The 22,465-nt window shown below is 65.1% G+C and carries 29 protein-coding genes and 1 tRNA gene; 21 read left to right on the forward strand and 9 right to left on the reverse strand.

The window, feature by feature from the left end; genetic code table 11:
* Window positions 1-156: 156 nt before the first annotated feature.
* The 6 genes from J7J08_RS00580 to J7J08_RS00605 all read left to right on the forward strand — a co-directional run bounded on the left by J7J08_RS00580 (window position 157) and on the right by J7J08_RS00605 (window position 4,900).
* Window positions 157-1,548, forward strand: coding sequence for an aminodeoxychorismate synthase component I (locus J7J08_RS00580; protein WP_214900523.1), 1,392 nt, complete (start codon window positions 157-159; stop codon window positions 1,546-1,548).
* A gap of 186 nt (window positions 1,549-1,734) precedes the next feature.
* Window positions 1,735-2,793, forward strand: a complete 1,059-nt coding sequence (mltG, locus tag J7J08_RS00585) for an endolytic transglycosylase MltG (protein WP_214900525.1) — start codon at window positions 1,735-1,737, stop codon at window positions 2,791-2,793.
* Entirely contained in the window at window positions 2,790-3,458 is a 669-nt protein-coding gene (gene tmk, locus J7J08_RS00590; RefSeq protein WP_214900527.1) for a dTMP kinase, read from the forward strand. The genes mltG and tmk overlap by 4 nt, the downstream gene beginning before the upstream one ends.
* Complete coding sequence (locus J7J08_RS00595; protein WP_214900529.1) at window positions 3,451-4,410, forward strand: DNA polymerase III subunit delta'; 960 nt, start codon at window positions 3,451-3,453, stop codon at window positions 4,408-4,410. The genes tmk and J7J08_RS00595 overlap by 8 nt, the downstream gene beginning before the upstream one ends.
* Window positions 4,407-4,760, forward strand: a complete 354-nt coding sequence (locus tag J7J08_RS00600) for a PilZ domain-containing protein (RefSeq protein ID WP_214900535.1) — start codon at window positions 4,407-4,409, stop codon at window positions 4,758-4,760. The genes J7J08_RS00595 and J7J08_RS00600 overlap by 4 nt, the downstream gene beginning before the upstream one ends.
* A gap of 65 nt (window positions 4,761-4,825) precedes the next feature.
* A tRNA-Val gene (locus J7J08_RS00605) sits at window positions 4,826-4,900 on the forward strand.
* Between the two features lie 77 nt (window positions 4,901-4,977).
* Here J7J08_RS00605 and J7J08_RS00610 read toward each other — a convergent pair.
* From J7J08_RS00610 to J7J08_RS00620, 3 genes are read right to left on the reverse strand one after another with little or no spacing between them, the layout of a single operon-like run.
* On the reverse strand, window positions 4,978-5,325 hold the full coding sequence (locus tag J7J08_RS00610; protein ID WP_214900536.1) for an AlpA family phage regulatory protein: 348 nt from the start codon (window positions 5,323-5,325) through the stop codon (window positions 4,978-4,980).
* 54 nt (window positions 5,326-5,379) lie between these two features.
* On the reverse strand, window positions 5,380-6,012 hold the full coding sequence (locus tag J7J08_RS00615; RefSeq protein ID WP_214900537.1) for a hypothetical protein: 633 nt from the start codon (window positions 6,010-6,012) through the stop codon (window positions 5,380-5,382).
* A gap of 52 nt (window positions 6,013-6,064) precedes the next feature.
* Complete coding sequence (locus J7J08_RS00620) at window positions 6,065-6,385, reverse strand: hypothetical protein (RefSeq protein WP_214900539.1); 321 nt, start codon at window positions 6,383-6,385, stop codon at window positions 6,065-6,067.
* A 264-nt stretch (window positions 6,386-6,649) separates the two neighbouring features.
* On the opposite strand from J7J08_RS00620, the gene J7J08_RS00625 reads away from it, so the two are divergent.
* The 8 genes from J7J08_RS00625 (at window position 6,650) to J7J08_RS00660 (ending at window position 10,632) form a co-directional block, all read left to right on the forward strand.
* Window positions 6,650-7,138: a hypothetical protein gene (locus tag J7J08_RS00625; RefSeq protein ID WP_214900541.1), complete on the forward strand. Its 489-nt coding sequence runs from the start codon at window positions 6,650-6,652 to the stop codon at window positions 7,136-7,138.
* Between the two features lie 537 nt (window positions 7,139-7,675).
* A complete protein-coding gene (locus J7J08_RS13325; protein WP_251006330.1) occupies window positions 7,676-7,996 on the forward strand; it encodes a hypothetical protein in 321 nt (106 codons plus the stop codon).
* A 5-nt stretch (window positions 7,997-8,001) separates the two neighbouring features.
* Entirely contained in the window at window positions 8,002-8,286 is a 285-nt protein-coding gene (locus J7J08_RS00635) for a BrnT family toxin (RefSeq protein ID WP_214900543.1), read from the forward strand.
* Window positions 8,255-8,602: a BrnA antitoxin family protein gene (locus tag J7J08_RS00640; protein WP_214900545.1), complete on the forward strand. Its 348-nt coding sequence runs from the start codon at window positions 8,255-8,257 to the stop codon at window positions 8,600-8,602. Before J7J08_RS00635 ends, J7J08_RS00640 begins: the two co-directional genes overlap by 32 nt.
* 206 nt (window positions 8,603-8,808) lie before the next feature.
* Complete coding sequence (locus J7J08_RS00645; protein WP_214900547.1) at window positions 8,809-9,264, forward strand: hypothetical protein; 456 nt, start codon at window positions 8,809-8,811, stop codon at window positions 9,262-9,264.
* Window positions 9,265-9,678: 414 nt separating this feature from the next.
* Window positions 9,679-9,963, forward strand: a complete 285-nt coding sequence (locus J7J08_RS13430) for a SymE family type I addiction module toxin (protein ID WP_214900549.1) — start codon at window positions 9,679-9,681, stop codon at window positions 9,961-9,963.
* Entirely contained in the window at window positions 9,960-10,286 is a 327-nt protein-coding gene (locus tag J7J08_RS00655) for a hypothetical protein (protein ID WP_214900551.1), read from the forward strand. Before J7J08_RS13430 ends, J7J08_RS00655 begins: the two co-directional genes overlap by 4 nt.
* Entirely contained in the window at window positions 10,279-10,632 is a 354-nt protein-coding gene (locus tag J7J08_RS00660; RefSeq protein WP_214900553.1) for a hypothetical protein, read from the forward strand. Before J7J08_RS00655 ends, J7J08_RS00660 begins: the two co-directional genes overlap by 8 nt.
* A gap of 177 nt (window positions 10,633-10,809) precedes the next feature.
* Here the strand turns inward: J7J08_RS00660 and J7J08_RS00665 are convergent, their stop codons facing one another.
* Window positions 10,810-11,304: a lipocalin-like domain-containing protein gene (locus J7J08_RS00665; protein ID WP_251006331.1), complete on the reverse strand. Its 495-nt coding sequence runs from the start codon at window positions 11,302-11,304 to the stop codon at window positions 10,810-10,812.
* A gap of 117 nt (window positions 11,305-11,421) precedes the next feature.
* Here J7J08_RS00665 and J7J08_RS00670 point away from each other — a divergent pair, with 117 nt between their 5' ends.
* Complete coding sequence (locus J7J08_RS00670) at window positions 11,422-12,252, forward strand: LysR family transcriptional regulator (RefSeq protein ID WP_251006332.1); 831 nt, start codon at window positions 11,422-11,424, stop codon at window positions 12,250-12,252.
* A gap of 57 nt (window positions 12,253-12,309) precedes the next feature.
* Here the strand turns inward: J7J08_RS00670 and J7J08_RS00675 are convergent, their stop codons facing one another.
* A complete protein-coding gene (locus J7J08_RS00675) occupies window positions 12,310-13,272 on the reverse strand; it encodes an AraC family transcriptional regulator (RefSeq protein ID WP_214900559.1) in 963 nt (320 codons plus the stop codon).
* Between the two features lie 88 nt (window positions 13,273-13,360).
* Here J7J08_RS00675 and J7J08_RS00680 point away from each other — a divergent pair, with 88 nt between their 5' ends.
* The 3 genes from J7J08_RS00680 (at window position 13,361) to J7J08_RS00690 (ending at window position 15,894) form a co-directional block, all read left to right on the forward strand.
* Window positions 13,361-14,194, forward strand: a complete 834-nt coding sequence (locus tag J7J08_RS00680) for an oxidoreductase (protein ID WP_214900561.1) — start codon at window positions 13,361-13,363, stop codon at window positions 14,192-14,194.
* Entirely contained in the window at window positions 14,187-14,507 is a 321-nt protein-coding gene (locus J7J08_RS00685; protein WP_251006333.1) for a hypothetical protein, read from the forward strand. Before J7J08_RS00680 ends, J7J08_RS00685 begins: the two co-directional genes overlap by 8 nt.
* A 298-nt stretch (window positions 14,508-14,805) precedes the next feature.
* Window positions 14,806-15,894 (forward strand): DUF5694 domain-containing protein, encoded by a 1,089-nt coding sequence (locus J7J08_RS00690; protein WP_214900567.1) that lies wholly within the window; start codon window positions 14,806-14,808, stop codon window positions 15,892-15,894.
* A gap of 7 nt (window positions 15,895-15,901) precedes the next feature.
* On the opposite strand, the gene J7J08_RS00695 is transcribed toward J7J08_RS00690, so the two are convergent.
* From J7J08_RS00695 to J7J08_RS00705, 3 genes are read right to left on the reverse strand one after another with little or no spacing between them, the layout of a single operon-like run.
* Window positions 15,902-17,164: a VCBS repeat-containing protein gene (locus J7J08_RS00695; protein ID WP_214900571.1), complete on the reverse strand. Its 1,263-nt coding sequence runs from the start codon at window positions 17,162-17,164 to the stop codon at window positions 15,902-15,904.
* Window positions 17,165-17,180: 16 nt separating this feature from the next.
* Entirely contained in the window at window positions 17,181-18,167 is a 987-nt protein-coding gene (locus J7J08_RS00700) for a hypothetical protein (protein ID WP_214900572.1), read from the reverse strand.
* An 8-nt stretch (window positions 18,168-18,175) separates the two neighbouring features.
* Complete coding sequence (locus J7J08_RS00705) at window positions 18,176-18,538, reverse strand: H-NS family nucleoid-associated regulatory protein (protein WP_214900573.1); 363 nt, start codon at window positions 18,536-18,538, stop codon at window positions 18,176-18,178.
* Window positions 18,539-18,742: 204 nt separating this feature from the next.
* Here J7J08_RS00705 and J7J08_RS00710 point away from each other — a divergent pair, with 204 nt between their 5' ends.
* Window positions 18,743-19,555 (forward strand): DUF2306 domain-containing protein, encoded by an 813-nt coding sequence (locus tag J7J08_RS00710; protein WP_214900574.1) that lies wholly within the window; start codon window positions 18,743-18,745, stop codon window positions 19,553-19,555.
* A gap of 17 nt (window positions 19,556-19,572) precedes the next feature.
* Here J7J08_RS00710 and J7J08_RS00715 read toward each other — a convergent pair whose 3' ends face one another.
* Window positions 19,573-21,057, reverse strand: coding sequence for an FAD-dependent oxidoreductase (locus tag J7J08_RS00715; RefSeq protein ID WP_214900576.1), 1,485 nt, complete (start codon window positions 21,055-21,057; stop codon window positions 19,573-19,575).
* A 67-nt stretch (window positions 21,058-21,124) separates the two neighbouring features.
* On the opposite strand from J7J08_RS00715, the gene J7J08_RS00720 reads away from it, so the two are divergent.
* Window positions 21,125-21,598: a MarR family winged helix-turn-helix transcriptional regulator gene (locus tag J7J08_RS00720; protein WP_343237684.1), complete on the forward strand. Its 474-nt coding sequence runs from the start codon at window positions 21,125-21,127 to the stop codon at window positions 21,596-21,598.
* A gap of 206 nt (window positions 21,599-21,804) precedes the next feature.
* Window positions 21,805-22,464: a hypothetical protein gene (locus J7J08_RS00725; RefSeq protein ID WP_214900578.1), complete on the forward strand. Its 660-nt coding sequence runs from the start codon at window positions 21,805-21,807 to the stop codon at window positions 22,462-22,464.
* The last annotated feature ends 1 nt before the right edge of the window (window position 22,465 follow it).

The following is a 22,465-nucleotide window of genomic DNA, read 5'->3' on the forward strand; positions in this document are numbered from 1 at the left end:
GACAGACGTCAACCAAGGCCGCCCACCGGGCGGCCTTGGCACATCTGCGCAATGTGCGTGATTTCATCGCCCGCGACACCCGGTAGCGCCGGCCGTTGGCCGGCCGTCACAATGTTCCCCCGGCCCCGGCCGGCCCAGACCCCTGCCGGTATCCCGATGTTCCAGACCCGCCTGCTACCCGCCACCACCGACCTGCTCGCGCTCCAGCGCCTGGCACCGCAGCGTTACCCGCTGCTGATGGAATCCACCGCCTCGGGCACCGCCCAGGGCCGCTGGGACCTGCTGCTGATGGGCAACGGTGAATCACTGGCGCTGCATGCCGATGGCGTCGTGCGCGACCACGGCGGCGCTGCGCATGAAGGCCGCTTCCTGGACGTGCTTGACGCGCACTGGCACGCACTTCGGTTGCCGCGCGAGGGCACGCCTGATTCGCCTTCGCCAGTTCCTGGCGCAGGGCCCGGCCTGCCGTTCCGCGGCGGCTGGGCACTGATGCTCGATTACGAACTGGCGGCCCAGATCGAAACCGTGCTGACGCTCCCGGCACGCGCCGACGGCCTGCCCAGCGCGCTCGCGCTGCGCTGCCCGGCCGCGGTGCTGCACGACCGCGTACTGGGCCAGTTCCACGCGGTATGCGAAACCGGCCATGCCGCCCAGCTCGACACGCTCCTGCAGGACCTGGACGCCACCGCCACGCTGCCGGCGCTGCCGCAGTGGCAGCCACCGGCCGAGATGGAAGAGGATGCGCCAACGCGGTTCACCGACGGCGTGGGCAAGGTCATCGACTACCTGCGTGCCGGCGATGTGTTCCAGGTGAACCTGTCGCGCCGCTGGGTCGCGCACTTCGATGACGCGCTCGCACCGCAGGCGCTGTACGCCCAGCTGCGCGTGGCCAACCCGGCGCCGTTTGCCGGCCTGTTCATCGCGCAGGGCAGGGCGGTGGTGAGCTCTTCACCGGAGCGCCTGGTGTCGGTGCATGGCGACGACGTGCAGACCCGCCCCATCGCCGGCACCCGCCCGCGCTTCGCAGGCGATGACGATGCCGAACGCATCCGCGAACTGGTCGGCCACCCCAAGGAACGCGCCGAACACGTGATGCTGATCGACCTGGAGCGCAACGACCTGGGCCGCATCTGCACCGCCGGCAGCGTCGAAGTGGACGAACTCATGAGCGTGGAAAGCTACGCGCACGTGCACCACATCGTGAGCAACGTGCGTGGCCGCCTGCGCCCCGGCGTGAGCCCGGGCGAAGTGATCGCGGCCACCTTCCCCGGCGGCACCATTACCGGCTGCCCCAAGGTGCGCTGCATGCAGATCATCGCCGAGCTCGAACAGACCGCACGCGGCGCCTACACCGGCGCGTTCGGCTGGTTGAACCGCGATGGCGACCTGGACCTGAACATCCTCATCCGCACCGCCGAAGTGGCCGGCACCCACGCCGCCTTCCGCACCGGTGCCGGCATCGTCGTCGATTCGGACCCGGTCAAGGAACTGGACGAAACCCGCGCCAAGGCCCGCGGCCTGATGCGCGCGCTGGGCCGCCACGACTGAGCCAAGGTATGCTGTCGGGCGGGCCGTATGTGCGGTTCGGACACCGCGGGGACACGCATGGCGTGTCTTTACCGGTCGGCGCGGACTGTACCAACGCGTAGCGACACGCCATGCGTGTCCCACGCGGAAATGAACGAAACCGTAGCGCCACGCCCTGCGTGGCTGCACCACCCCACCGAGGTACCCATGGCAGGCGTAAAACGAGGTTGTCTCACCGTTCTGGGTGTGCTGCTGCTGGGCGCACTCCTGCTGGCCGCCGCAGGCGCATGGTTCTGGCACAGCCAGAGCGGCTTCGCCGACACGCCCATCAGCCCCGAACAGGAGAGTGTTGTGATCGCCCCCGGCGATGGCCTGCAGACGGTCGTGCGCAAACTGCGCGACGCCGGCGTGGACGAAGGCAACGACACCCAATGGCAGCTGCTGGCCCGCCAGCTCGACGCCGCAGGCAAGCTCAAGGTCGGCGAATACGCGCTGGATGCCACGCTCACCCCGCGCGAACTGCTCACCCGCATGCGCCAGGGCCGCACCCTGCAGCACCGCGTCACCATCGTCGAAGGCTGGAACATCCGCCAGCTGCGCGCGGCACTCAAGCGCGCCGATCCGCTCATCCACAAGACCAACGAACTGGACGACGCCGCGCTGATGAAGGCACTTGGCTTCCCCGGCCAGCACCCGGAAGGCCGCTTCCTGCCTGAAACCTATGTCTACCAGCGCGGCGACACCGACCTGGACGTGCTCAAACGCGCCCACGCCGCCATGGAAAAAGAGTTGGCCGCCGCGTGGGAAAACCGCGCCGACGACCTGCCGCTGAACTCGCCGTACGAGCTGCTGATCCTGGCCTCCATCATCGAAAAAGAAACCGCGCTGGCCAGCGAGCGGCCGCAGATTGCCGGTGTGTTCGCGCGCCGCCTGAAGATGGGCATGCGCCTGCAGACCGACCCCACCGTCATCTACGGCATCGGCAGCAGCTACGACGGCAACATCCGCAAGCGCGACCTCACCACCGACACGCCGTACAACACCTACACCCGTGCCGGGCTCACCCCCACGCCGATCGCCCTGCCGGGCCGCGACGCCCTGCAGGCCGCCGCACGTCCCGCAGCGGGTGATGCCCTGTACTTCGTGGCCGTGGGCGATGGCAGTGGCGCGCACGTGTTCTCGGCGACCTACACCGACCACAACACGGCCGTGGCGCGGTACCTGCAGCAACTGCGCCAGCGGCGCAGCCAGGCGGCCCCGCAATGAGCCCCGCACTGCGCCGCCACCCGCGTTTCATCAGTCTGGAAGGCGGCGAGGGCGCCGGCAAGACCACTGCCCTCAATGCCATCCGCAGCGCCCTGCAGGCGCAGGGCCATGAGGTGGTGCTCACCCGTGAACCCGGCGGAACCCCGCTGGCCGAGCGCATCCGTGCGCTGTTGCTGACCCCGGACGCGGAGATCGCCGCCGAGCCGCTCAGCGCCGAAGCCGAGCTGCTGCTGGTGTTCGCCGCCCGTGCCCAGCACGTGCGCCAGGTGATCGAGCCGGCCCTGCGCCGGGGCTGCTTCGTGCTCAGCGACCGCTTCACCGATTCCAGCTACGCCTACCAGGGCGGCGGCCGTGGCCTGGAGCCGGCGTGGATCGCCGACCTGGAACGCCGGGCCGTGGGCCTGCTGCCCGGCCTGACCCTGCTGCTGGACGTGGACGTGGCCGTGGGTCGCGCCCGCGCCAACGGCCGCGACCTGTGGCCGGACCGCATCGAAAGCGAGCAGGACGATTTCTTCCAGCGTGTGCGTGCCGTGTTCCGCGAGCGCGCCACCCAGGACCCCACGCGTTTCCGCCTCATCGACGCCAGCCAGGACCAGGCCGGCGTGGCCGCCCAGGTGGTGGCCGCCATCGATGCGTGGCTGGCGCAGGAGCCGGGCAATGACTGACACGTTTTCCCCCTGGCAGCAGCGCGCCTATGACCAGACCATCGCCGCGCTCGACGCCGGCCGGCTTGGCCACGGCCTGCTGATCTGCGGCCCGGCCGGGCTGGGCAAGCGCGAGGTGGCGCTGCGCATGGCCAGCCACGTGCTGACCCGCGGCGAGCCGGCCGCTGCCCAGCGCGCCGCCCAGCTCATCGCTGCCGGCACCCACCCGGACCTGCAGCTGCTCTCGTTCATTCCGAACAAATCCGGCGACAAGCTGCGTACCGAGATCGTCATCGAGCAGGTGCGCGAGATCTCCCGGAAGCTCTCGCTCACCCCGCAGTACGGCATCGCCCAGGTGGTGGTGGTGGATCCGGCCGACGCCATCAACCGCGCCGCCTGCAACGCCCTGCTCAAGACCCTGGAAGAGCCGCAGCCCGGCCGCTACCTGTGGTTGATCAGCAGCGACCCGGCGCGGCTGCCGGCCACCGTGCGCAGCCGCTGCCAGCGCCTGGAATTCAAGCTGCCGCCGCGCGGGGAAAGCCTGGCCTGGCTGCAGGCCCAGGGCCACAGCGAAACCAGCGCCCGCGAGGCCCTGGACGCCGCGCGCGGCCACCCCGGTCTGGCTGACGACTGGCTGCGCAACGACGGCCTGGCCCTGCGCCGGCAGGTCGCCAGCGACCTGGAAGCGCTGGTGGCCGGGCGCTCGGGCGCGGTGGAACTGGCCCAGCGCTGGACCCAGGATGAGCACGCAGCGCTGCGCCTGCGCCATGCCGCCGATCTGGCGCTGGCCCAGGCCACCGGGGGTGGCTTGACCGAACCCGAGCGATTGCACAAGCTGGGCGCCTGGTTCGACGCCGCCAACCGTACCCGCGATCTGTTGCGCACCACCGTGCGCGCCGACCTGGCGGTGGTGGAATTGTTGTTGGCCTGGAACAAGGTCAACGAGCGGCACGCAAAGGGGAATAGAGCATGAGCGCCACCAACGCCCGCCAGGGCATCCTGTCGCTGGCCGTCAAGGACAAAGCGGCGCTGTACAGCGCCTACATGCCGTTCGTGAAGAACGGCGGCATCTTCGTGCCCACCCCCAAGCGCTACTTCCTGGGCGATGAAGTGTTCCTGCTGCTGAGCCTGCCCGATTCCAGCGAGCGCCTGCCGGTGGCCGGCAAGGTGGTCTGGGTGACCCCGGCCGGTGCCCAGGGCAACCGCGCGGCGGGCATTGGCGTGCAGCTGGCCGACGGCCAGGAAGGCGAGAACGTGCGCAACAGGATCGAGACCGCGCTGGCCGGCACCCTGAACTCGGACAAGCCCACGCACACGATGTGAAGAAATTCACGCAAACCCGTTGACGCGAAATTTCGCCGCCCTATAATGAGCGGCTCAGCAGCATCGGGCGGTTAGCTCAGCGGTAGAGCATTGCCTTCACACGGCAAGGGTCACAAGTTCGAACCTTGTACCGCCCACCATATAGAACCCTGATTTTTAAGGGTTAACGTCAAAGCCGGCCTTGAGCCGGCTTTTTCGTAAGCGCAGGGTAAGTGCGTCAGCCGCCAGCCGGGATGTGCTTCTCGATCCAGCCTTCCACGTCGCTCTCGAGCCAGAAGACGCTGCACCCGATCTTGATCTGCGCTGGGAAGAGACCGCGCTTCACGTGGTCGTAGATGGTGTTCTTTGGCAGGCCTGTCCGTTCGCTAACTTGGGCTCGCCGTAGCAGACGCCGAGGTTGGGGCTCGCTGCGGTTGATCAAAGGCTGCCGGACCGGCGGTGAAGCGGGTTTGGCCGTCTCGGCCTTCGCAATGGCCGTCACGACTCTGGCTGTGATGTCCTCTGCGAGGATGTCGATCAGCTCATGGATGGCGAACTGCAGGCGGGCGGCGCGGTTAACGGTCATGGGACCTCCTTGGTGAGTGGAGGTCCAGATTAAGCCGCGTTTGTAGCTCTGTTGTCAGCCTGGGGTGCCTTCGTCTTCGCGACCCTCGTTGGCCAAAAAATCATCGTGGGCGGCTTGTCTGGCTTCATTTTTCGCCTGATACGCTGCGTGCCTCTCGCGCAGCAGGCTCTCCGCGCTCCATCTTTCATGTGGCTTAGCAGGCATTCGAGTTTCCTTGCGAAGGTCCGAGGCTATGTCTGCCGCTCTCACTCCGATCTCAGCGAACCTCTCTTGTCGCGCGTCCATGTAGTCGCTGCCGTCGAAATCTCCCATCTCTGCAACGTGGTCAAGATACCCTTCCGCGTTTCGAAGCAGGAGCGGTATGGAGTGAATCGAATACATGAGTTCTGGAGAAATTGATCTCCACTCAACGTTCAGATCTGCAATCTGAAATTGGGGGGCCTCGGTCTGGGGGAAGTAGAACTCTTCGCCGCTATCACGTCTACCCGCCGCTTGGCCGAGAACAGTTCCGTTGTCTACTACCACGGCATAGCTCTCAGAGATAAATCTCTCCAGGCGCACCAGCACCAGAACCCCAAGGTGGGACGCGTCATGCTTTCTGGCGGCCTCCGATTTTCTGCGCTCACTGAAGTAAGTGGTTACCCAAACCACCAATGCACCCAGAACTGCTGCAAATACCTCCGACATGCGATTCTCCCTGTTAACGGGTGAAATATCGCATATCTGCATGCCTTCAGATTTACTGCTGATCCTCCGCCAAGGTGCCGCCGCTGATCACCGCGGAGCCCACCAGCATCCCGAGCTCGTCATGCCCGCCGAACGCATACGGCACAGGGTTTCCCTGGGCCTGCGTGTTGACGGTGCCGTTCATGCTGAAGTTTGGGCAATTCTCGACCGCGTCCTGAGATCCAAGTCCCTTAGGCTGTGGGGACAGCATTTGGCCCCCCCCGATTGCCATCGCAGCACCCATTTGGACGAAGCCGACACCAGAGCCGGGGGCCACGATGTTCATCCACACGCCCACGACTATCAGGATGATCCCCAGCACCGTCTGCAGCACACCACCGCGCTTCGCCCCGTCAGCACTGTAGGGCACAGCCGCGCAGCGGGGGGCAAGTACCGCGCGCGTGGGATATTGGCGGCTGAGCCCTTGGGGCCTAGGATGGCGGTGCGACCCAACCATCCAATCCCAAGGGGCCAACCATGAGCGATAAAAGCCAACGTCCGTCCAGTCCTCCAGGCGGCGACCACAAGCACAGCCATACGCCGCCGCCTGCGCGAAACCCGCCGCCGCCACCGCCCCCACCGCCGAAGAGATGACCCGATGACCGCTGATGCCGACTACCCGCGCTCGCTCTATGAAGTCCGGATGGATATTTGCTACTACGCAAAGCTCCACGTCCTTCACGAGCGGCTCTACGCGCGTCTGGACAAGGGCATCAAGGCAATTGAGCTGATCGCCGGCAGTGGCGCCTTCTACGCTGTCACTGCCGGCTACACCGGCGCGACCAAGATCTGCGCGCTGGTCGTGACCACTTTTGCGCTGCTGAGCCTAGTGTATGACTACGGTGGACGCGCACGCGAGATGCGCGGGGCGGTACGCAACTACCTGCAGCTCCTGTCGGAAGTGGATCGAAAAGGGGCTACCGTTGCATCGCAGGACAAGCAGCTGGCCCAGGTGGGCAAAGACGCGCCCACCACCATCAACGGTTTGGCCAAACCGGCCTACAACCAGAATCTGGCCTCGCACGGCCGCTACAGCTACGCGCTGCCGCTCAGCCGTTGGGAGCGTTTCCTGCAGGCTGTTGCCTGAGATTCGAACGGTGCTCATGCGCTGAATACCCAGCACTTGATTGGCCTTGCCTGATGCGGGCTGTTCACCGCGCGGCTGCGGTGCAGCAACCGGGGCAGGCGAGCAGTGTCCAGGTCAGCCCAGTCGATGCCGGCAGGGCTGCGCCCTGCAGCTCAGCTACGCGCCGCACCTCAGGTAGGTTGAGGGCGGCCATGCCGGGTTGCGGGCGTGGCTGTGCAGCTGCCCGGCGGCGATGCCGGCGTCGACCACGCTCCAGAAGTCGGCCAGCACACCCTCGACCCGCGAATCAGGGGCGCTGGGTACTTCTGGTACCGGCAGGCCCAGACCGAGCGACAGCTGGACGGCCTGGGCATGCAGGGCTCGACCTCCCCGCGGTACAGACGATTGACCACGCGGGCGTGGGCGTTGTGCAGGGCGGCCGAGGTGCTGACGTGTGCTGCAGGCTGGGCCTGGCCGGTGACCAGGGCGTCGTAGGCGTCGATGACGGCTAGGTGGAACTCGGACGAGATCCACATTGCGTAGGCGTAGACCAACGGTTTGACGACGAAGGTGGATGGCGTGACGCCGCCGCGCTGGCTGACCAAAGCCGGAATTCCGGCTTTGGTCATTGCGATCTTTGCCATCTCAATGGTCTTTGAGTTCTCCGCCCATCGAGATGGCCTATGCCTGCTGCTACAGGCCGGAGGCTTGGTGAAGGTCGTTCAGACAGCAGCGCCCGACCGCGTCTCGGCGGATCTGCAGGTTTCCGATGAGCAGCGGTGCGGCGGCGTTCATGCGAGGTTCCTCGGCTGGAGATTGGGTGCGGGCAAGGCGGGGTGCCGCTGGGGCTGCGATGTCAAATTAATGTGCATACAATAAATGCCGTGGAAATCACCTACGACGCCGCCAAGAACGCCCGCAACGTTGAAGAACGCGGCCTGTCCTTCGAGCTGGTGCATGCGTTCGATTTCCAGACCGCCTTGTTCGTCGTAGATGACCGAAAGGAGTACGGCGAGGTGCGTTACCGGGGGCTTGGGCTGGTAGGCGAGCGGGTACATGCGCTGGTCTTCACCGAGACCTCCAAGGGCATCATGGTCATCAGCTTCCGCAAGGCGAACAAACGAGAGGTCAAAAGCTATGAACAAGAACAAGAACAGCGACGCGCCTGACAACGACAACCCGGAATGGACCCACCGCGACACAGCACGTGCGGTAGCGTTCACTGGGTTGCCGGCTGGGCTGCAGGGCAAACTGCGTGGCCGGCCCAAGGCGGCGGAAACGAAGGAACGCATCACCATTCGGCTGTCGCCAGATGTGCTGGAAGCGTTCCGCGAAACCGGTGCCGGCTGGCAGACCAGGATTGACGCGGTGCTGAAAGATTGGGTGGTCGCTCGCCATGGCAAGCTGTCGACGACTGTCGCGAAGCGTTCGACAGTCGCAAAGCGTGCGACTGTCGCAAAGCGTCCTATGGCGGCCAAGAGATGATGCCCGGCGCGAAGCCGGGCGCACCCTTGCTGCAGGGCTTCGACGTTGGGGATCACCGGGAGATCGCCATCCGACGGCGGCCGGATCATCGCGACAGCTCAGTAGGCGGCGCCGATGAATGCCGGAAGAAGAGACAGAACTATCGATTTCCCATCTGGCTCGTCATCCGGCAGGGTGCTCCTTCCATCGCGCGATAGGGGTACATCATGATCAGCCTGTCTGGTTCAGAAGATGCGTACAGCGCTCTGGTCGAAAAGGGAGCGGAGGGCTGGATCCATGGTCTGGTGGCTTTTGCTGTTTTCGAAGAGCAGCGGTTCGAGTGGATGCGGCACATCGAGTTGAAGTCAGGTTGTCTTCCCAGCGATGAGCAGATTCGGGAATGGTACGAGCAGCAGCCTGTTTCGGCTCTGATCCGCGCGCGAGAGACTGCGAACACCATGTTGAGTGAGCATGTCCAAGCGACCCTCAAGATGCCCCGTGATGGCTCAATTGGCCGGAAAGCGACGTTTGCTTCGAGCCTGGATTCCTCTCAGCTTCGATCAAGCGGGGCGGACCATTCGCCAACAAGGTCCGCTGCATCTCGAATCCTCTGGGATTCTTCGAGAAGCAAGGCGGCCATGATTGCAGCGGAGCTTGCGCTGGGGCCACGCCCGAAGCGGTAGTTTCCGACATGTCCCCCGCGACGTACTCGATGCCTTTACGCGTGTTTGACGTGCAGCTTGAGCACTGAAGTGTGAGCTGCATTCACTGATCAATGAGTAGGCGTGGTCGCATGCGTCATCCATTAGGTTTCGTTAACCAAGATCGTTAGATCAAGAGATACAAACGATTTCCCAGCTTCCGCATCATCCTGCATGGTGTTCTACAGAGCCTAGAAACTCGAAAAAGCCACACAATGCTGGACGTTCCTTTGTCGGGAGGGCGGCTAATACAAGACCCTCGTGGAAATACGCCCGCCGGTTTCTGTGGCTTTACGGTTTCTAGCCTCCCGACGCTCTTGTCATCTCGACGAGAGCCACACGTGCCGGAGGTCCAACATGTTCAGATCGCGGGCTAACACGCCCTACGAGTACGAAGTGCGCTCCAAGCGCAAACCCTATTCCCGCCCGCCACGCACCTACAGGGTGGGTGCGCAGTGGTACGAACTGCACGCCGGAATGGGGCGCTACGAGCCCGTTCCTGGCCTCAGGCTGAGTGGCCGCTGGTTGCGGGACGCTGGCTTCGTCATCGGCGCCAAGGTCGCGGTTGAGGTGAAAGAAGGGTCCATTACCCTCACGGTGATCGAAACGCCCGCACCGGTGGCTCCAAAGGTTCCCCGCAAAGTGCAGCAAGAGCTGGCCCGCCTGGGGAGGGTGTCATGAGCAGGCGCGTACTCATGCGGGCGAAGATGGAAGACACGTTGCGGGCCAACTTCCAGGCTGCGGCAGCGCGCGACTTCCAGTCGGCAGCCACGGTGCTGCGGCAACTGATGCAGGCTTACGTAGTGGTGCAGAGCGCCCCTGCCGATTCAGTGGCAAGGCGGCCTGGCAACGCCGTGCCGGTTGCTGCTGAGGCGGTAGCTAGACTGACGCGGCCGCCGCGCGTGCAGGGCGATGAGCGGGATGTCGAAGCGCTGTTCCAGCGTCAGTATCGGTGGAAGAACAGCGTATTTGGCGCGGGCGCGGGAGGAAACACCGATGGCTGATCACGCGCGTCATGCACCTCACGTAACGCAGGCGCGAAGAGAGGCATTCCGCATCTGCGCCGGCATGCTGGTCAGGACAGTGGATGTGGTGGAAGGGTGCCACCGCCTCGCGTCGCTGCGGCGCGAGGCAGGTGTTGACGAATGGGATAAGGACTTCGCCATGTTCGCTGACATATCAAGCGAAATCGACCGCCTGTCTGCCCGGGAAGGTCGCAGGTATTGGTCGGAAGAAGAGCTTGATAGGGCGGTGCCGAACGGCAAGGACATAGCCGCTTGGGCCCGGATCATGACAGCAGACGAATGTTGGTCGGTGGTGGGGCGATTCAAGCCGAGGGTGCGTTGCTGAGTCTCGCAGGTACTGGCCCGCAGAAGCTCTCGAAGGCTTGAAGCCGGATATCCAGGCGGCCGCCGCTTGGGCAAGGGCCATGGCAACGGCCGCCTGCAGGTCGGTCGTAAAGCGGTTCAGTACTCAGATGAGCTCCTGACGGCGCTGGTCACGGAGCGCCTGTCCACGCCCAGCTTCTCAGTCAACCCGTCGCCATACGGAGATGGGCACGCTGCCATCCGCGCGCGGCGGCACGGTGTACCGCAGCTCCGCGCCATCCTGTGTGTACTTGCGCCGTTGGGTCGTGCCTTCCCAATTGGGGAAGGATGCCCCGTCGATCGAGAACACCAGTTCGCCTGCCTGTTCGTCGATGGCCAGCGCACCATAGTGGGTGCTGCTGCCCATGACCGCGGCGCGGAATTCGTCGGCGCTGGCATCGGCCTTGCTGTCGCTGCCAAACCGCTGGCGGTCGGACCGGAAGATCTGCAGCGAGTACTGCCCCGTGGCGTCTACCATCAGCGTGCCCTTCGGCTGTTCTCCATAGTCGCGGGTGATCTCGCCGTTGGGCAGCCGCTTGTCGGCGGCCACCAGTATCCAGGTTCCCTGCAGCGGAAAGGTGCGCGGCTGCGCCTGTGCATCGCGTGCACCCAGGCCGGCCAGCAGGGCGAACAGGGCTCCAGTCAGTAACTTCATCAGGTGGGTCCTCATGGCGTGGGTGGATGCGCCAAGCCTGGACCGCTTGAGTCATGCAATAAAGACATCTATAAGGATATCTGTCATTTCACAATCGAATGGTTGGACATGAGAGCCATGGACGTGGAGGCGGTCAGGGCGTTCCTGCTGGCCGGTGACCTGAAAAGCTTCACCCGGGCCGCAGAGGTGATGGGCACCACGCAGTCTGCGATCAGCCTCAAGCTGCGGCGGCTGGAGGAGCAGCTTGGCCGCCGCCTGCTGGAGCGCACCCCGCGTCATGTGCGCCTCTCGGCCGAAGGGCTGGCCTTTCTCGGCGTCGCGCGCGAGCTGGTGTTGTCCCACGACCGCGCGGCGGCGGCCTTCACGACCGAACAGCGCAGGTTGTCGATCGGGATCAATCAGCAGCTGGTTGGCAGCGAGCTGCCGGTGCTGCTGGGGAAGATGCGCGACCACGACCCCAACCTGCTGGTCGAAATACGCATTGCCGGCACGCACGAGCTCATGCAGGCCCAGCAGCGCGGGGAGCTGGATGCCGTGATGGTGCTGCGCCCTGAAGAGGGTGGCAAGCGTGGCCGGATCGCGTTCCAGGAATCCTTCTCATGGTTCGCCGCGCCGGGTTGGGAGCGGTTCGCGGGCCAGCCGTTGCCGTTGGCAACGCAGGGAGAGCCATGCCGCATCCGCCTTGAGGCCGTGCGCGCGCTCGACCGCGCAGGCATCGAGTGGCGCGAGGTCTTCATCGGCAAGGGTGCCGCGATCCTGGGTGCCGCGGCGGTGGCAGGCCTGGCGGTGGCTGTACTGGCGCGGCGCGCGGCGCCACCAGGCACGGTGGACGTGGGCGGGCCACTCTCGCTGCCGCCGATACGAGCGCAGGACGTGATGCTCTACAGCAACCTGAGCGACAGACGCACCCGTGAAGCGCTGCGCATCGTCACCTTGGCCTTCCAGTGAGATGGCTGGCTGCGACCCGCCGGCATGGACTGGCAAATGCCATCCAGGTGCTCGCCCTCAGTGGGATGAAACATAGGTTGCGCCGGGCCAGGCCTGCGCAACCGCAAAGCTGTCGCGCATGCGCCGTGCTTCCTTTGCTGGTGTCAGCCCGAACAGGCGTTTGAACTCACGGCTGAACTGCGAGCTGCTTTCGAAACCTACCGCGTGGCAGGCGGCAGCGGCCGTCATGCCTTCCCGCACCATCAGCAGGCGTGCCTGGTGCAATCGCGTTGACTTGAGGTACTGCATGGGCGAGGTGCAGGTCACGGCCTTGAAGTGACTGTGGAACGATGCTGGGCTCATGCCTGCCGCCTGCGCCAGGCGTGCAACATCCAACGGTTGGGCGTAGGTGGCATGGATGCGCTGAAGCGCTTTGGCGATCTTTCCGAACCTTCCCTGCAGCGACAGTGCCGAGCGCATGACCGGGCCCTGTGGGCCGGTAAGCACGCGGTAGTACAGTTCGCGAAGCAACTGAGGCCCGAGCAGGGCCGACTCCATCGGGTCGGCAAGCGCCCGGAGCAGGCGCTCCAGCGACATCTGCATGGCCGCGTCCAACGGGCTGGACAGCATGCTCTGTGGCTGGGCCGCGCTTGCGCTGCCGCCTTGGCGATCGATCTCCAGCGTCAGTTCGGCTGCAAGTGAAAAGTCCAGGTGCAGGTACAACGCGAGCAGTGGCGCGTCAGCCGATGCGTCCGTTTCCATGGTGAAGGGTACGGGCACGGAGACGGCCAGATACTGGTCTGCGTCATACACATAGGTGCGCGGACCGAAGTAGCCGCGCTTGCAGCCTTGGCAGACGATCACGATGCCGGGGTCGTAGAGGACCGGTGTCCGTGACAGTGGGCGGTCGGATCGGAGCACGCGGACGCTGGGCAGCGCGGTCGGGTTGTAACCCTCGACTGGCGCCAGTGCCAGCACGAGCGGTGCCAATGGAGACGGCCCACGGTCCTGAATGGTAGCGGTTGCGTCGGAGGAATTCATAGGAATAGGCAATTATCGGAGCGGAACGTGGCTTATCGGGGCGGGGTGGCAGAAGTACTGTGCACCCATCCCCATGTTGGAGTATTCCATGACGCACCCCAGGCACCTCTTCATTACCGGCGTGAGCAGCGGTTTCGGCCTTGCGCTGGCCCGCGAAGCCTTGGCTGATGGTCACAGGGTGACAGGCACGCTGCGCCAGGTTGACCGCATCGAGGCGTTCGAGGCGCTGGCGCCCGGTCGCGCCCACGCACGCCTGTTGGACGTTACCGACGAGGCGGCCATCGAGAGGGTGGTCCGCGAGGTCGAGGTGGAACGTGGTCCAATCGAGGTACTGGTCAACAACGCCGGGTATGGCCACGAAGGGGTGATGGAGGAATCGCCGCTGACGGAGATGCGCAAACAATTCGATGTGAACGTGTTCGGCGCGGTGGCGATGATGCGGGCAGTGCTGCCGGGCATGCGTAGCCGGCGCTCCGGGCGGATCCTCAACATCACCTCGATGGGCGGCATGATCACGATGCCGGGCATCAGCTACTACTGCGGCAGCAAGTTCGCGCTGGAGGGCATCAGCGAAGCGTTGGGCAAGGAAGTGCGCGACCTGGGCATTCATGTCACTGCGGTGGCGCCGGGCTCGTTCCGTACCGACTGGGCGGGGCGCTCCATGGTGCGTTCGCCGCGGTCCCTGAGCGACTATGACGCGTTGTTCGGCCCCATTCGCCAGCGTCGGCAGCAGGTCAGTGGAAAACAGCTGGGCGACCCAACCAAGGCCGCGCGCGCCATGCTGGATACCCTGGACAGCGACGCGCCTCCCGCGCATCTGCTGCTCGGCAGTGATGCCCTGACCCTGGTGCGCGAGAAGTATGTTTCCGCGCTGGATGACCTCGTGCGCTGGGAAAGCGTTACGTGCTCCACCGATGGCTGAATCAGTGCTGGCAGTGGCGAGTACCTCCAGCCTGTGGTTTCATTCGCAGCGCATGGACCTACAGAAGGAACTACTCAATATGGAAAAGCGGGTTTGCTTCGACTTTGAAATCGAGTTCAGCAATGGCGGCGGAATCCAGGGCCAGGAATTCCGGCTTGATATTGACGGCGACGACATCGCCGACGATGCGCTTGCAGACTACATCGTTCGGGACATGCGGCTGCTGATGGTGGGCGCGGTGCGCATCCTCAACAAGCGGATCATCGAAGAGCCGCACAAGCGCCCCGTGGATGCGCTTGACGGAGCGGAATGAGGACGCGGCGTTGCGGCGCAGCGAATGCTGCGGGCGGTCGCTCTCATGTACTGCCTTGCGCCCTTGGCGCTACCTCGGTACCACTGCGCTTTGGCTGAACCTGCAGACGAACTACGATCTGGAAATCGCCAGCCGTGGGCTGGTCAGTTCGATTGCACACATTCGCCCCCGGGCGACCTGACCCAACCCCGCGATGCGGCACCCGCATAAAAGGTTGCAATGACCAACGGCGGTTGCCGCCGTCCTGCGGGCAGGCCAGTATCCGGCACAGACAAGCATCCACATTGAAGGGGGCACTGTGATCGGACGCATCGGCAGTCTGTTGGTTCTGGGGCTGTGCACGGCTGGCGCACTCGCCGCGCCCGTCGGCCACACGCCCGATTTCCATCCGGACCGCCTCAAGGGGCCGCCAACTGGCCGTCCGAACGAGGTGATGGTGCTGGGTTCGCCGCACCTCTCCACATTGCCAGCTACGTTTGCGCCCGGCCAATTGGAACCTTTGCTGTCACGACTGGCAGCCTGGAAACCTGAGGTCATCGCGGTTGAGGCGGTATCCGGGCTGCAGTGTGACTTCATGCGGCGGAATCCCACGCGCTATGCGGAGAGTGTCAGCAGTTACTGCGGGGATACCGGCCCGGCGCAGCGCGCCACCGGATTGGATGTGCCGGCGGCGAACGCCGAAGCCGAGCGACTGCTTGCGTCATGGCCGACCACGCCAGGCGCGGCAGACAGGCGGCGGCTGGCGGCGGTGTTCCTGGCGGCCGGTGAGCGCAATTCCGCGCTGGTGCAGTGGCTGCGACTGCCGGAGCAGCAGCGCGTCGCCGCCGATGGACTGACACCAGAGCTGGTGGCCTACCTGGATGCGCGCTTGCAACGGCGTGACGAATCGGTGCTGGTCGCAGCGGTGCTGGCCGCCCGGCTGGGGCTGGAACGGGTCTGGGCAGTGGATGACCACACGGCGGATTCGCCCACGCCCAAGGACGCTGAAAAGGCCTCAGGCGAGGCGATCATGAAGGCTTGGGACAACCCGTATACCAAAGCGCGTGCGGATGCCGACGCTGCATTGCAGGCCAACATAGGTAAGCCCGACGCGATGTTGGCCATGTACCGCGACTACAACGCGCCCGGCACCGCTTTGCAGGTCTACCACAGCGATTTCGGCGCCGCCCTGACCGAGCCGTCGCCACAGGGCTTTGGACGCACTTACGTGGGCTATTGGGAAACCCGCAACCTGCGCATGGTCGCCAACATCCGCGACGTGCTGGGGCAGGTGCCAGGCAGGCGCCTGCTGGCCATTGCCGGCGCATCGCACAAGGGCTATTACGAGGCGTACCTCAACCTGATGCACGATGTGCAGCTGGTGGACACCGAACAAGTGTTGCGCTGACGCCCTTTTACTTCCCGGTATCGGGATCCTTGCCATGGGTTCCGGCCTGGCCACTCAGCAACAACCGCGCCTGCGACTGCCACCCGCCGATGAACAGGTCCGGCTTGCCATCACCGTCCAGATCACCACGGGCCATGCTCCAACTGCGGCCAACGGTTGCAGCGGGAATCACGCTGGCAGTGACGTCGGTGAAGTTTCCCTTGCCATCGTTCTGCCAGGCGCGGACCTGCAGCGGCTTGAAGCCGGGCACCTCGATCGCGCTCACCACCAGGTCGGGATGACCATCGTGGTTGAAGTCCACCACGGTGCCGCCCCAGCTTGAGAAGCGGTGGGCGGGCAGGCGCGCACGGGTTTCGTCCTTGAAGCGGGCGTTGCCCTGGTTGATCAGCAACCGCGTCTGCGGGTCCTTGTCCCAGTCCCGGTTGTTGCTGGTGAGGTTGAAGAACACAAGGTCCAGGCGACCATCGCCGTTGGCATCAAGGGCGTGCACTTCGCGGGTCTCGGTGGGTACTTGGGGGCCCAACCGGTCGGTGGCATCGGTGAAGCGTCCGCTGCCGTCGTTCAATAACACCCTGTTGATAGGATCCTGGCTCGCAATGGCCATGTCCAGGTCGCCATCGCCATCCAGGTCCGCCAGCACGATGCCCTGTGCCTGCACGTCGATGGCGGGCAGGTGGGTGGTGGTGGCATCGATGAACCAGCCCGGTCGCGCACGGTCATTGAGCCACAGGAAAGGCTGTGCCACCCCGTCCTTGCCCTCGGTGGTGTTGCCCACCACGATGTCGGGCAGACCGTCGCCGTTCACATCGCCGACCGCCACCGCGTTGGCCTGGCTGGTGGCGGGCAGGCGTTCGCTCACCCGGGTAAACCCGCCTTTGCCGTCGCCCAGGAACAGGTTGTGCTGTTCGGTGTCTTCGGCCACGAACACGACATCCATAGGGCCGTCGCCGTTGAAGTCGGCCACCCGCACATGCTCGTTGTCGCCGGCGATGGAACCGAATGCATCGGGCGTCTGGCTGAGCTTGCCGGTGCCGTCGTTGAGGTACAGCCGGTTGGCGCCGTTCTCCACCGCAACCGCGACATCCAGGTCACCATCTCCATCGGCATCCAGCAGGGCCGCATCCAGGGCGTGCAGTTCGGCGCCTGCAGGGACATGCGTCGCGGTCACGTCAGTGAAGACCTTGGCCGCAGGCCCGCTCTGGCCAGCGCAGGCAGCGGGCAAGGCAGCGGAAAGCGCGGTGAGCAGCAGGAACGGGGTGGATCTGGTCATGCTGAAGGACCTCCGGTCAGTCAACCAGCGCCAGCTGCCGTTTGAAACCCGGCCACAGCGCCAGCTTGTGGGTGACATAGGTGATCTTGCGCGTCGCGTCTTTCGAATCCACTTTGATGGACGACGTCGTCTTGCCCTGCCGCCACAGGCCGAACATCACGATGTCGGCACCCACCGGGAACGACTGCAGCCATGCCGCATCATCGTGCCCGACACTCACTTCGTAGAAGTCAATCTGGTCGGTGACGCCGGTGCGTTGGTACTGGGAGGTGCAGTTCAGGTAGGTGGCGCTGTAGCTGGCGCCGGGCTGCGGCGAGCGGTGCGACCGCACAGTGCCGACCAGCGCCATGGGCAGGTCCGTGGAAGAGGCACCAAGCCGTTCCCACGCTTCGTCGTAACGGTCCGGCTCGTAGAAGAAGTTGCTCCACTCGATCTTTTTCTTGCCCAGGCGCAGGGTGAGCTGCGCGGCCAGCACGGCGTCGTCGTCACACATGGCACGCAGGGTGAGCAGATCGGCGACGGTGCGCAGGTAGCTGTCCAGCCGTTGGCCGGTGCCCTGGTACGTGGTTGGGCGCCGGGTTTCCGAGGCGTTCGCGGTAGGCGCCGGTGAGGCGGGCGGATGATGGCTGCCGCGCTTCAGCCCCTGTTGGAGCAACAGCAGCCGCAGCTCATGTTTACCGTCGTCCAGCGCCTGCAGGAAATCGGGATCGGATCCAGCGGCCAGAATGGTCTGCAGGCGACCCGGGGCATCGTATCGGCAGCCACGGATATGCTCCACGCCCTTCTTCAACGCGATGTAGGCCGGCACATGGATGGGCGTGGTGCGGTCGGCGCGGGATCGGGTGTGTTCGGTCACGAACCTGACAGAAACGCCGCATCCGGGGCTGTCGCAAAGCAGCGTGGGAAGGGTCTGCTGCGCATCATGGCGCTTCTGCAGGTCCTCAACGCGATGCGGGGTGCCGAACGTTCCCAAGGCCCGGCGCATCTTGATTCCGCGACTCATCTTCGCATTCAGCCCGGATAGGCCGGGAAGCGCTCATCGGGGTGGTGCTTCTTCCACTCGGTATGCGCCACGGTGCCCTCCCACGCAAGGAAGGTGCCTGGCACGCGACCGCGACCGGACCAGGTTTCCTGGGTATGTGGGAGCCAGTAGCGCGGCGGCAGTTCTTTCCGTTCTGTCTTGGCAGGTTTGGCTCGCCTGGCCGGGCTGGCCGCTCCCTCGCTGCCCAGCAGGTCACGCAGCCTGCGCTGCTGTTCCGGGCTGAAATCGCCGAAGCTGGTGGTCAGCAGCAGGGTGACGCGCTCATACGCCTCCTTGGTGGCTGCCCGCAGCAGGGCGTGCGGGGCGGGGGAGGCGGATGATTTGCGGGGCATGGGATTCCAGAAAAAAAGGGCTGACGGCGGGCACGATAACAAATGCCGGTGTGATCAACCCGCTTTCGCCCAGCCTGTCCTCGTGTTCGACAGCCTGTGATTGACCGGGATACGGATACACCCCGCAGCATGAATTGTGAGGTGTCTCCCACTCTTGCGGCGATTACGTCGTAAAGTCGCCCCAACAGGACAGGAGGCCACGCCATGAGTGCACTGCCATCGCGCTGGTACAACGTGGCACGAACGGTATTCAGGGCCGGTTGTTGGCTGATCGTCGTGGTGGTATCGGCCGAATTCCTGCTTGCCGCCTACGGAAAGTACGGGCTTCTGGACAGCCCAGCCTATGGCCGCTTCGTTGATCGGCACGGCTGGTTGTGGCTGCACCTGGCCGGCGGCGTGGTCGCCATCGTGGCCGGGCCGGTCCAGCTGCTGGCGCGCTGGTGGTGGGAGCGTCCGGCACTGCATCGGCAGGTCGGGTACGTGTACTTTGGCGGAATCCTCACCGGCAGCGCGGCAGCGGCTGGATTGATCGCCACCACCCCCGCACCGCTGTCCATCAAGCTTGGCTTTGCGGGTACCGCGCTGGCGTGGTTGACCACGGCGCTGTTGGCAATGCTCGCAATCCACCGTGGTCGTGTGCAGCGTCACAGGACATGGATGCTCCGCAACTACGCGGTGACCCTGGCACCTGTCCTGTTCCGGTTGATGTTGCCCGTGGCCATTGCGGCGGGCCTGGCGCCAGGCGGCACGCTCATCTCATGCCTGCTGTGGGCAAGCTGGCTGGTGCCCCTGGCTGTGCTGGAGGCGTTCCGGCGGCGGCTCCCCGCCTCCACGCCTTCCCCCTACCGCTGGCGGACCGCACTCAGGCAACACCTGCCCTGGTGGTTGATCAACCGGGGCTTCGCCGGCAAAGGCAAGGATTGTGCGGCGCATGGGGGCGCGCATTCCTGGTACAACATCGACGGCGCGACGAGTGGGTGCTATCACTGCAGGGTGGTGGTGCGGCACGACCCATGACTGCGCGCTGCAGGGCATCAGGGCGAACACGCTGCATGGTGTGATACGAGGTCGGCGATCCGCCTGCCTTCCTCAACCGCCGCGACATAGCCGTCCGGACGAACCAGCACCCACTCGCCAGGCTCCAGCCCGTACGCTTGTGCGAAATGACCTTCGATGTCGCACAGGTCACCCTCCGGTCCGATGCGGTGTACGTGCAGGCCGGCGCGCGAGGGCGCAGCAGTGCGCTCGGGTGCATGGCCCAACAGCGTCCAGTGGGTGCCTCGAAGCACCTCGAACAAACGGATGGGCTGCCCTCCTGCGCCCTGCAGGGGCGCATCCGGCGCGCGATCACCGGGTACGATGCGGCCCCCGCGCGGTTCGGACGGCAGCGTAAGCGAAGACGCCCGATACCCGAGGTCGAGCTGCTGCACCTCACGTCCACGACGGTTGTCGCCGCGCTGGGCATGTTCGAGAAGTGTGGTGGCAAGGCCGAGCATCGCCGCCGCAATGGGCCTGCGTTCTTCTTCGTAGGTATCGAGCAGCACGTCCGGGGCGCCCTGCAGCACGGAGGCCAGCTTCCAGCCCAGGTTGTACGCATCCTGCGCGCTGGTGTTCAGCCCCTGGCCGCCGGTGGGCGGATGGGTGTGCGCGGCATCGCCGGCCAGGAACACCCGCCCGACGCGATAACGATCGGCCAGACGCGCGTTCATCTGATAGGCGGAGGCCCAGGAGACGCTTTCCAGGGTGAGGTCATCGCGCCCAGTCCGCTCATGCACCATGGCGGCCAGGCCTTCGACGGACAGATCCACCTCGCCCTCCAACGGCACCGGAGCCTGCAGCTGGAACAGTGCCGTGCCCATGAGCGGGCACAGCGACATGCGGCGCGTCATGTCGCTCTCGTTGAAGTTGTGCCATGCATCGCGCGGCAAACCTCGCAGCACGATGTCGGCGACCACGGCGCGCACGCCCAGGGTCTGGCCGGGGAAAGGAATCTGCAGCGTTTGGCGCACGAGGCTGCGGCCGCCGTCGGCACCGACCAGGTAGCGCGTCTGCAACTGCTGCTCGCCGGTGGGCGTGGCGATGCGGACGCAGACGCCATCGTCATCCTGATCGAAGCCAATCAACGCGTGACCAAATTCCACCGCGTGCCCCAGTTCGGCCAGCCGGTCGCGCATCACCCCTTCGGTCAGGAACTGCGGCACCATCAGCGATTGGCGATAAGGCTCGGTCGGGGTGGCCGGTGCACCTTCCAGCGTGGCGCTGTCGGTGCTGCTGCCATCGGCATGGTGGGTACGCGAAAGGGGATAGGCACCCCCGGTGGCAAACAGCCGGTTGAGCACGCCCATGTCCTCGAACATCTCCTGGCTTCGCGGCTGGATGCCCTTGCCCCGCGAACCATGGAAGGGATGGTCGCGCTGTTCCAGCAACCGGAACGTCACGCCACGGCGGGCCAGTTCGATCGCCAGGGTCAAGCCGGCGGCACCGGCGCCGCAGATCACTACATCGAGGGTACTACCCATCTCGCCATCTCCAGGTGTGTGTAATATGCACTTATATGGAGGAGATCCTATGCCTGCAAAAAAGAGAGTGCAAGATACACATATTTCGGCCGAGCTGAAGTCGCTGCACCTGTCCGTGGTCAGTCTGGTCAGCGTGATGAACCGGCCGCGCAACGACGAACGCCTGATCCAGGAAGCGGGGGTGAAGCTGGACCAGGCCCTGTTCCGGCTGCTGGTGGTGATCGAGCGGGTAGGGCCGATCGGGGTGGTCGAACTGGCAGACCGGCTGGGCCGCGATTACACGACCATCAGCCGGCAGGTGGCCAAGCTGGCGACGATGGAACTGATTACCCGGCAGGGCAACCCGCGGGACCGCCGGATTCGCGAGGCCACCATCGCGCCGAAGGGGAAGGAGATGACCGACCGCCTGGATGCTGCGCGCGAACGCATGGGCAGGACCATCTTCGAATCATGGGAGCCGCAGGAACTGTCGGACCTGGTGAGGCTGATGGCGAAATTCGCCAGCGCCATGGAAGCCGTCGAGCGCGGGCCGCCGGGGTAGAGCCACGCCCTGCGTGGCTGCGGAATGCCCGACGAAAGGCGTGGGTTCTTGTCCATTCTGGAGGTGTTACTTAAGCTTGCCGCTGCAACAGGCACATCAGCACGGAGCGTAATGCGGCCCTGCATTGCGCTACCGGTCCAGGGGGGACCATGTATTCAAAGGAATTTTTCGTAGCCCGCTTCCAGGACCTCGACACCGACGCGTTGGTGGAGAAGCTGGCGACGCAGGAGTTGACGGACGAGGCGCGCCAGGCCTTGGCCCAGGTGCTGCGCGACCGGGGCAAATGGGGCGAGGCGCTGGACGATGAGCTGCACCAGTCCCGGCGAAACCAGCACCTGAAGACCGGTGTGGACAATCGCTGCGATTTCTGCGGGAAATCCCTGCTGACCGGCGCGTTCACCATGGAAGGGCAGAAGTTCTGCGGCATCGACTGCTTCCACACGTCGCGGCTGCGCATGGTTGGCGAAGACATCAGCGACGAACGCGCCGCTGCGCATGCACATGCGCTCAAGGCTGGCAGTTGTCCGCGATGCGCCAAAGCGCAGCAGCAACCCGACATGTACAAGGCGCATTTCATTGCCTCGATGGTCTTCGTTGTCACTACCAGCACGGAAACCACGTTCTCGTGCCGTGCCTGTGCCAACCGCAGCAATCTCTGGGCCATGCTGTCGTGCGCAACGCTGGGCTGGTGGAGCTTCCCGGGCATATTCGCCACGCCGTATCGGGTGCTCTGGAACGCCAGTGAGATGCTGCGCCGCAAGCCAGCGCCGGAGCCATCAGCCGCATTGGTGGACTGGGCGCGCATGGCACTGGCGGATGTTGAATTGCGGGAAGCCGGTGCGGGTCGTTATGGGCTTCGGGCGTGAG

Source organism: Stenotrophomonas sp. ISL-67 (genome assembly GCF_018612915.1).
In the GTDB taxonomy this organism is placed as follows: domain Bacteria; phylum Pseudomonadota; class Gammaproteobacteria; order Xanthomonadales; family Xanthomonadaceae; genus Stenotrophomonas.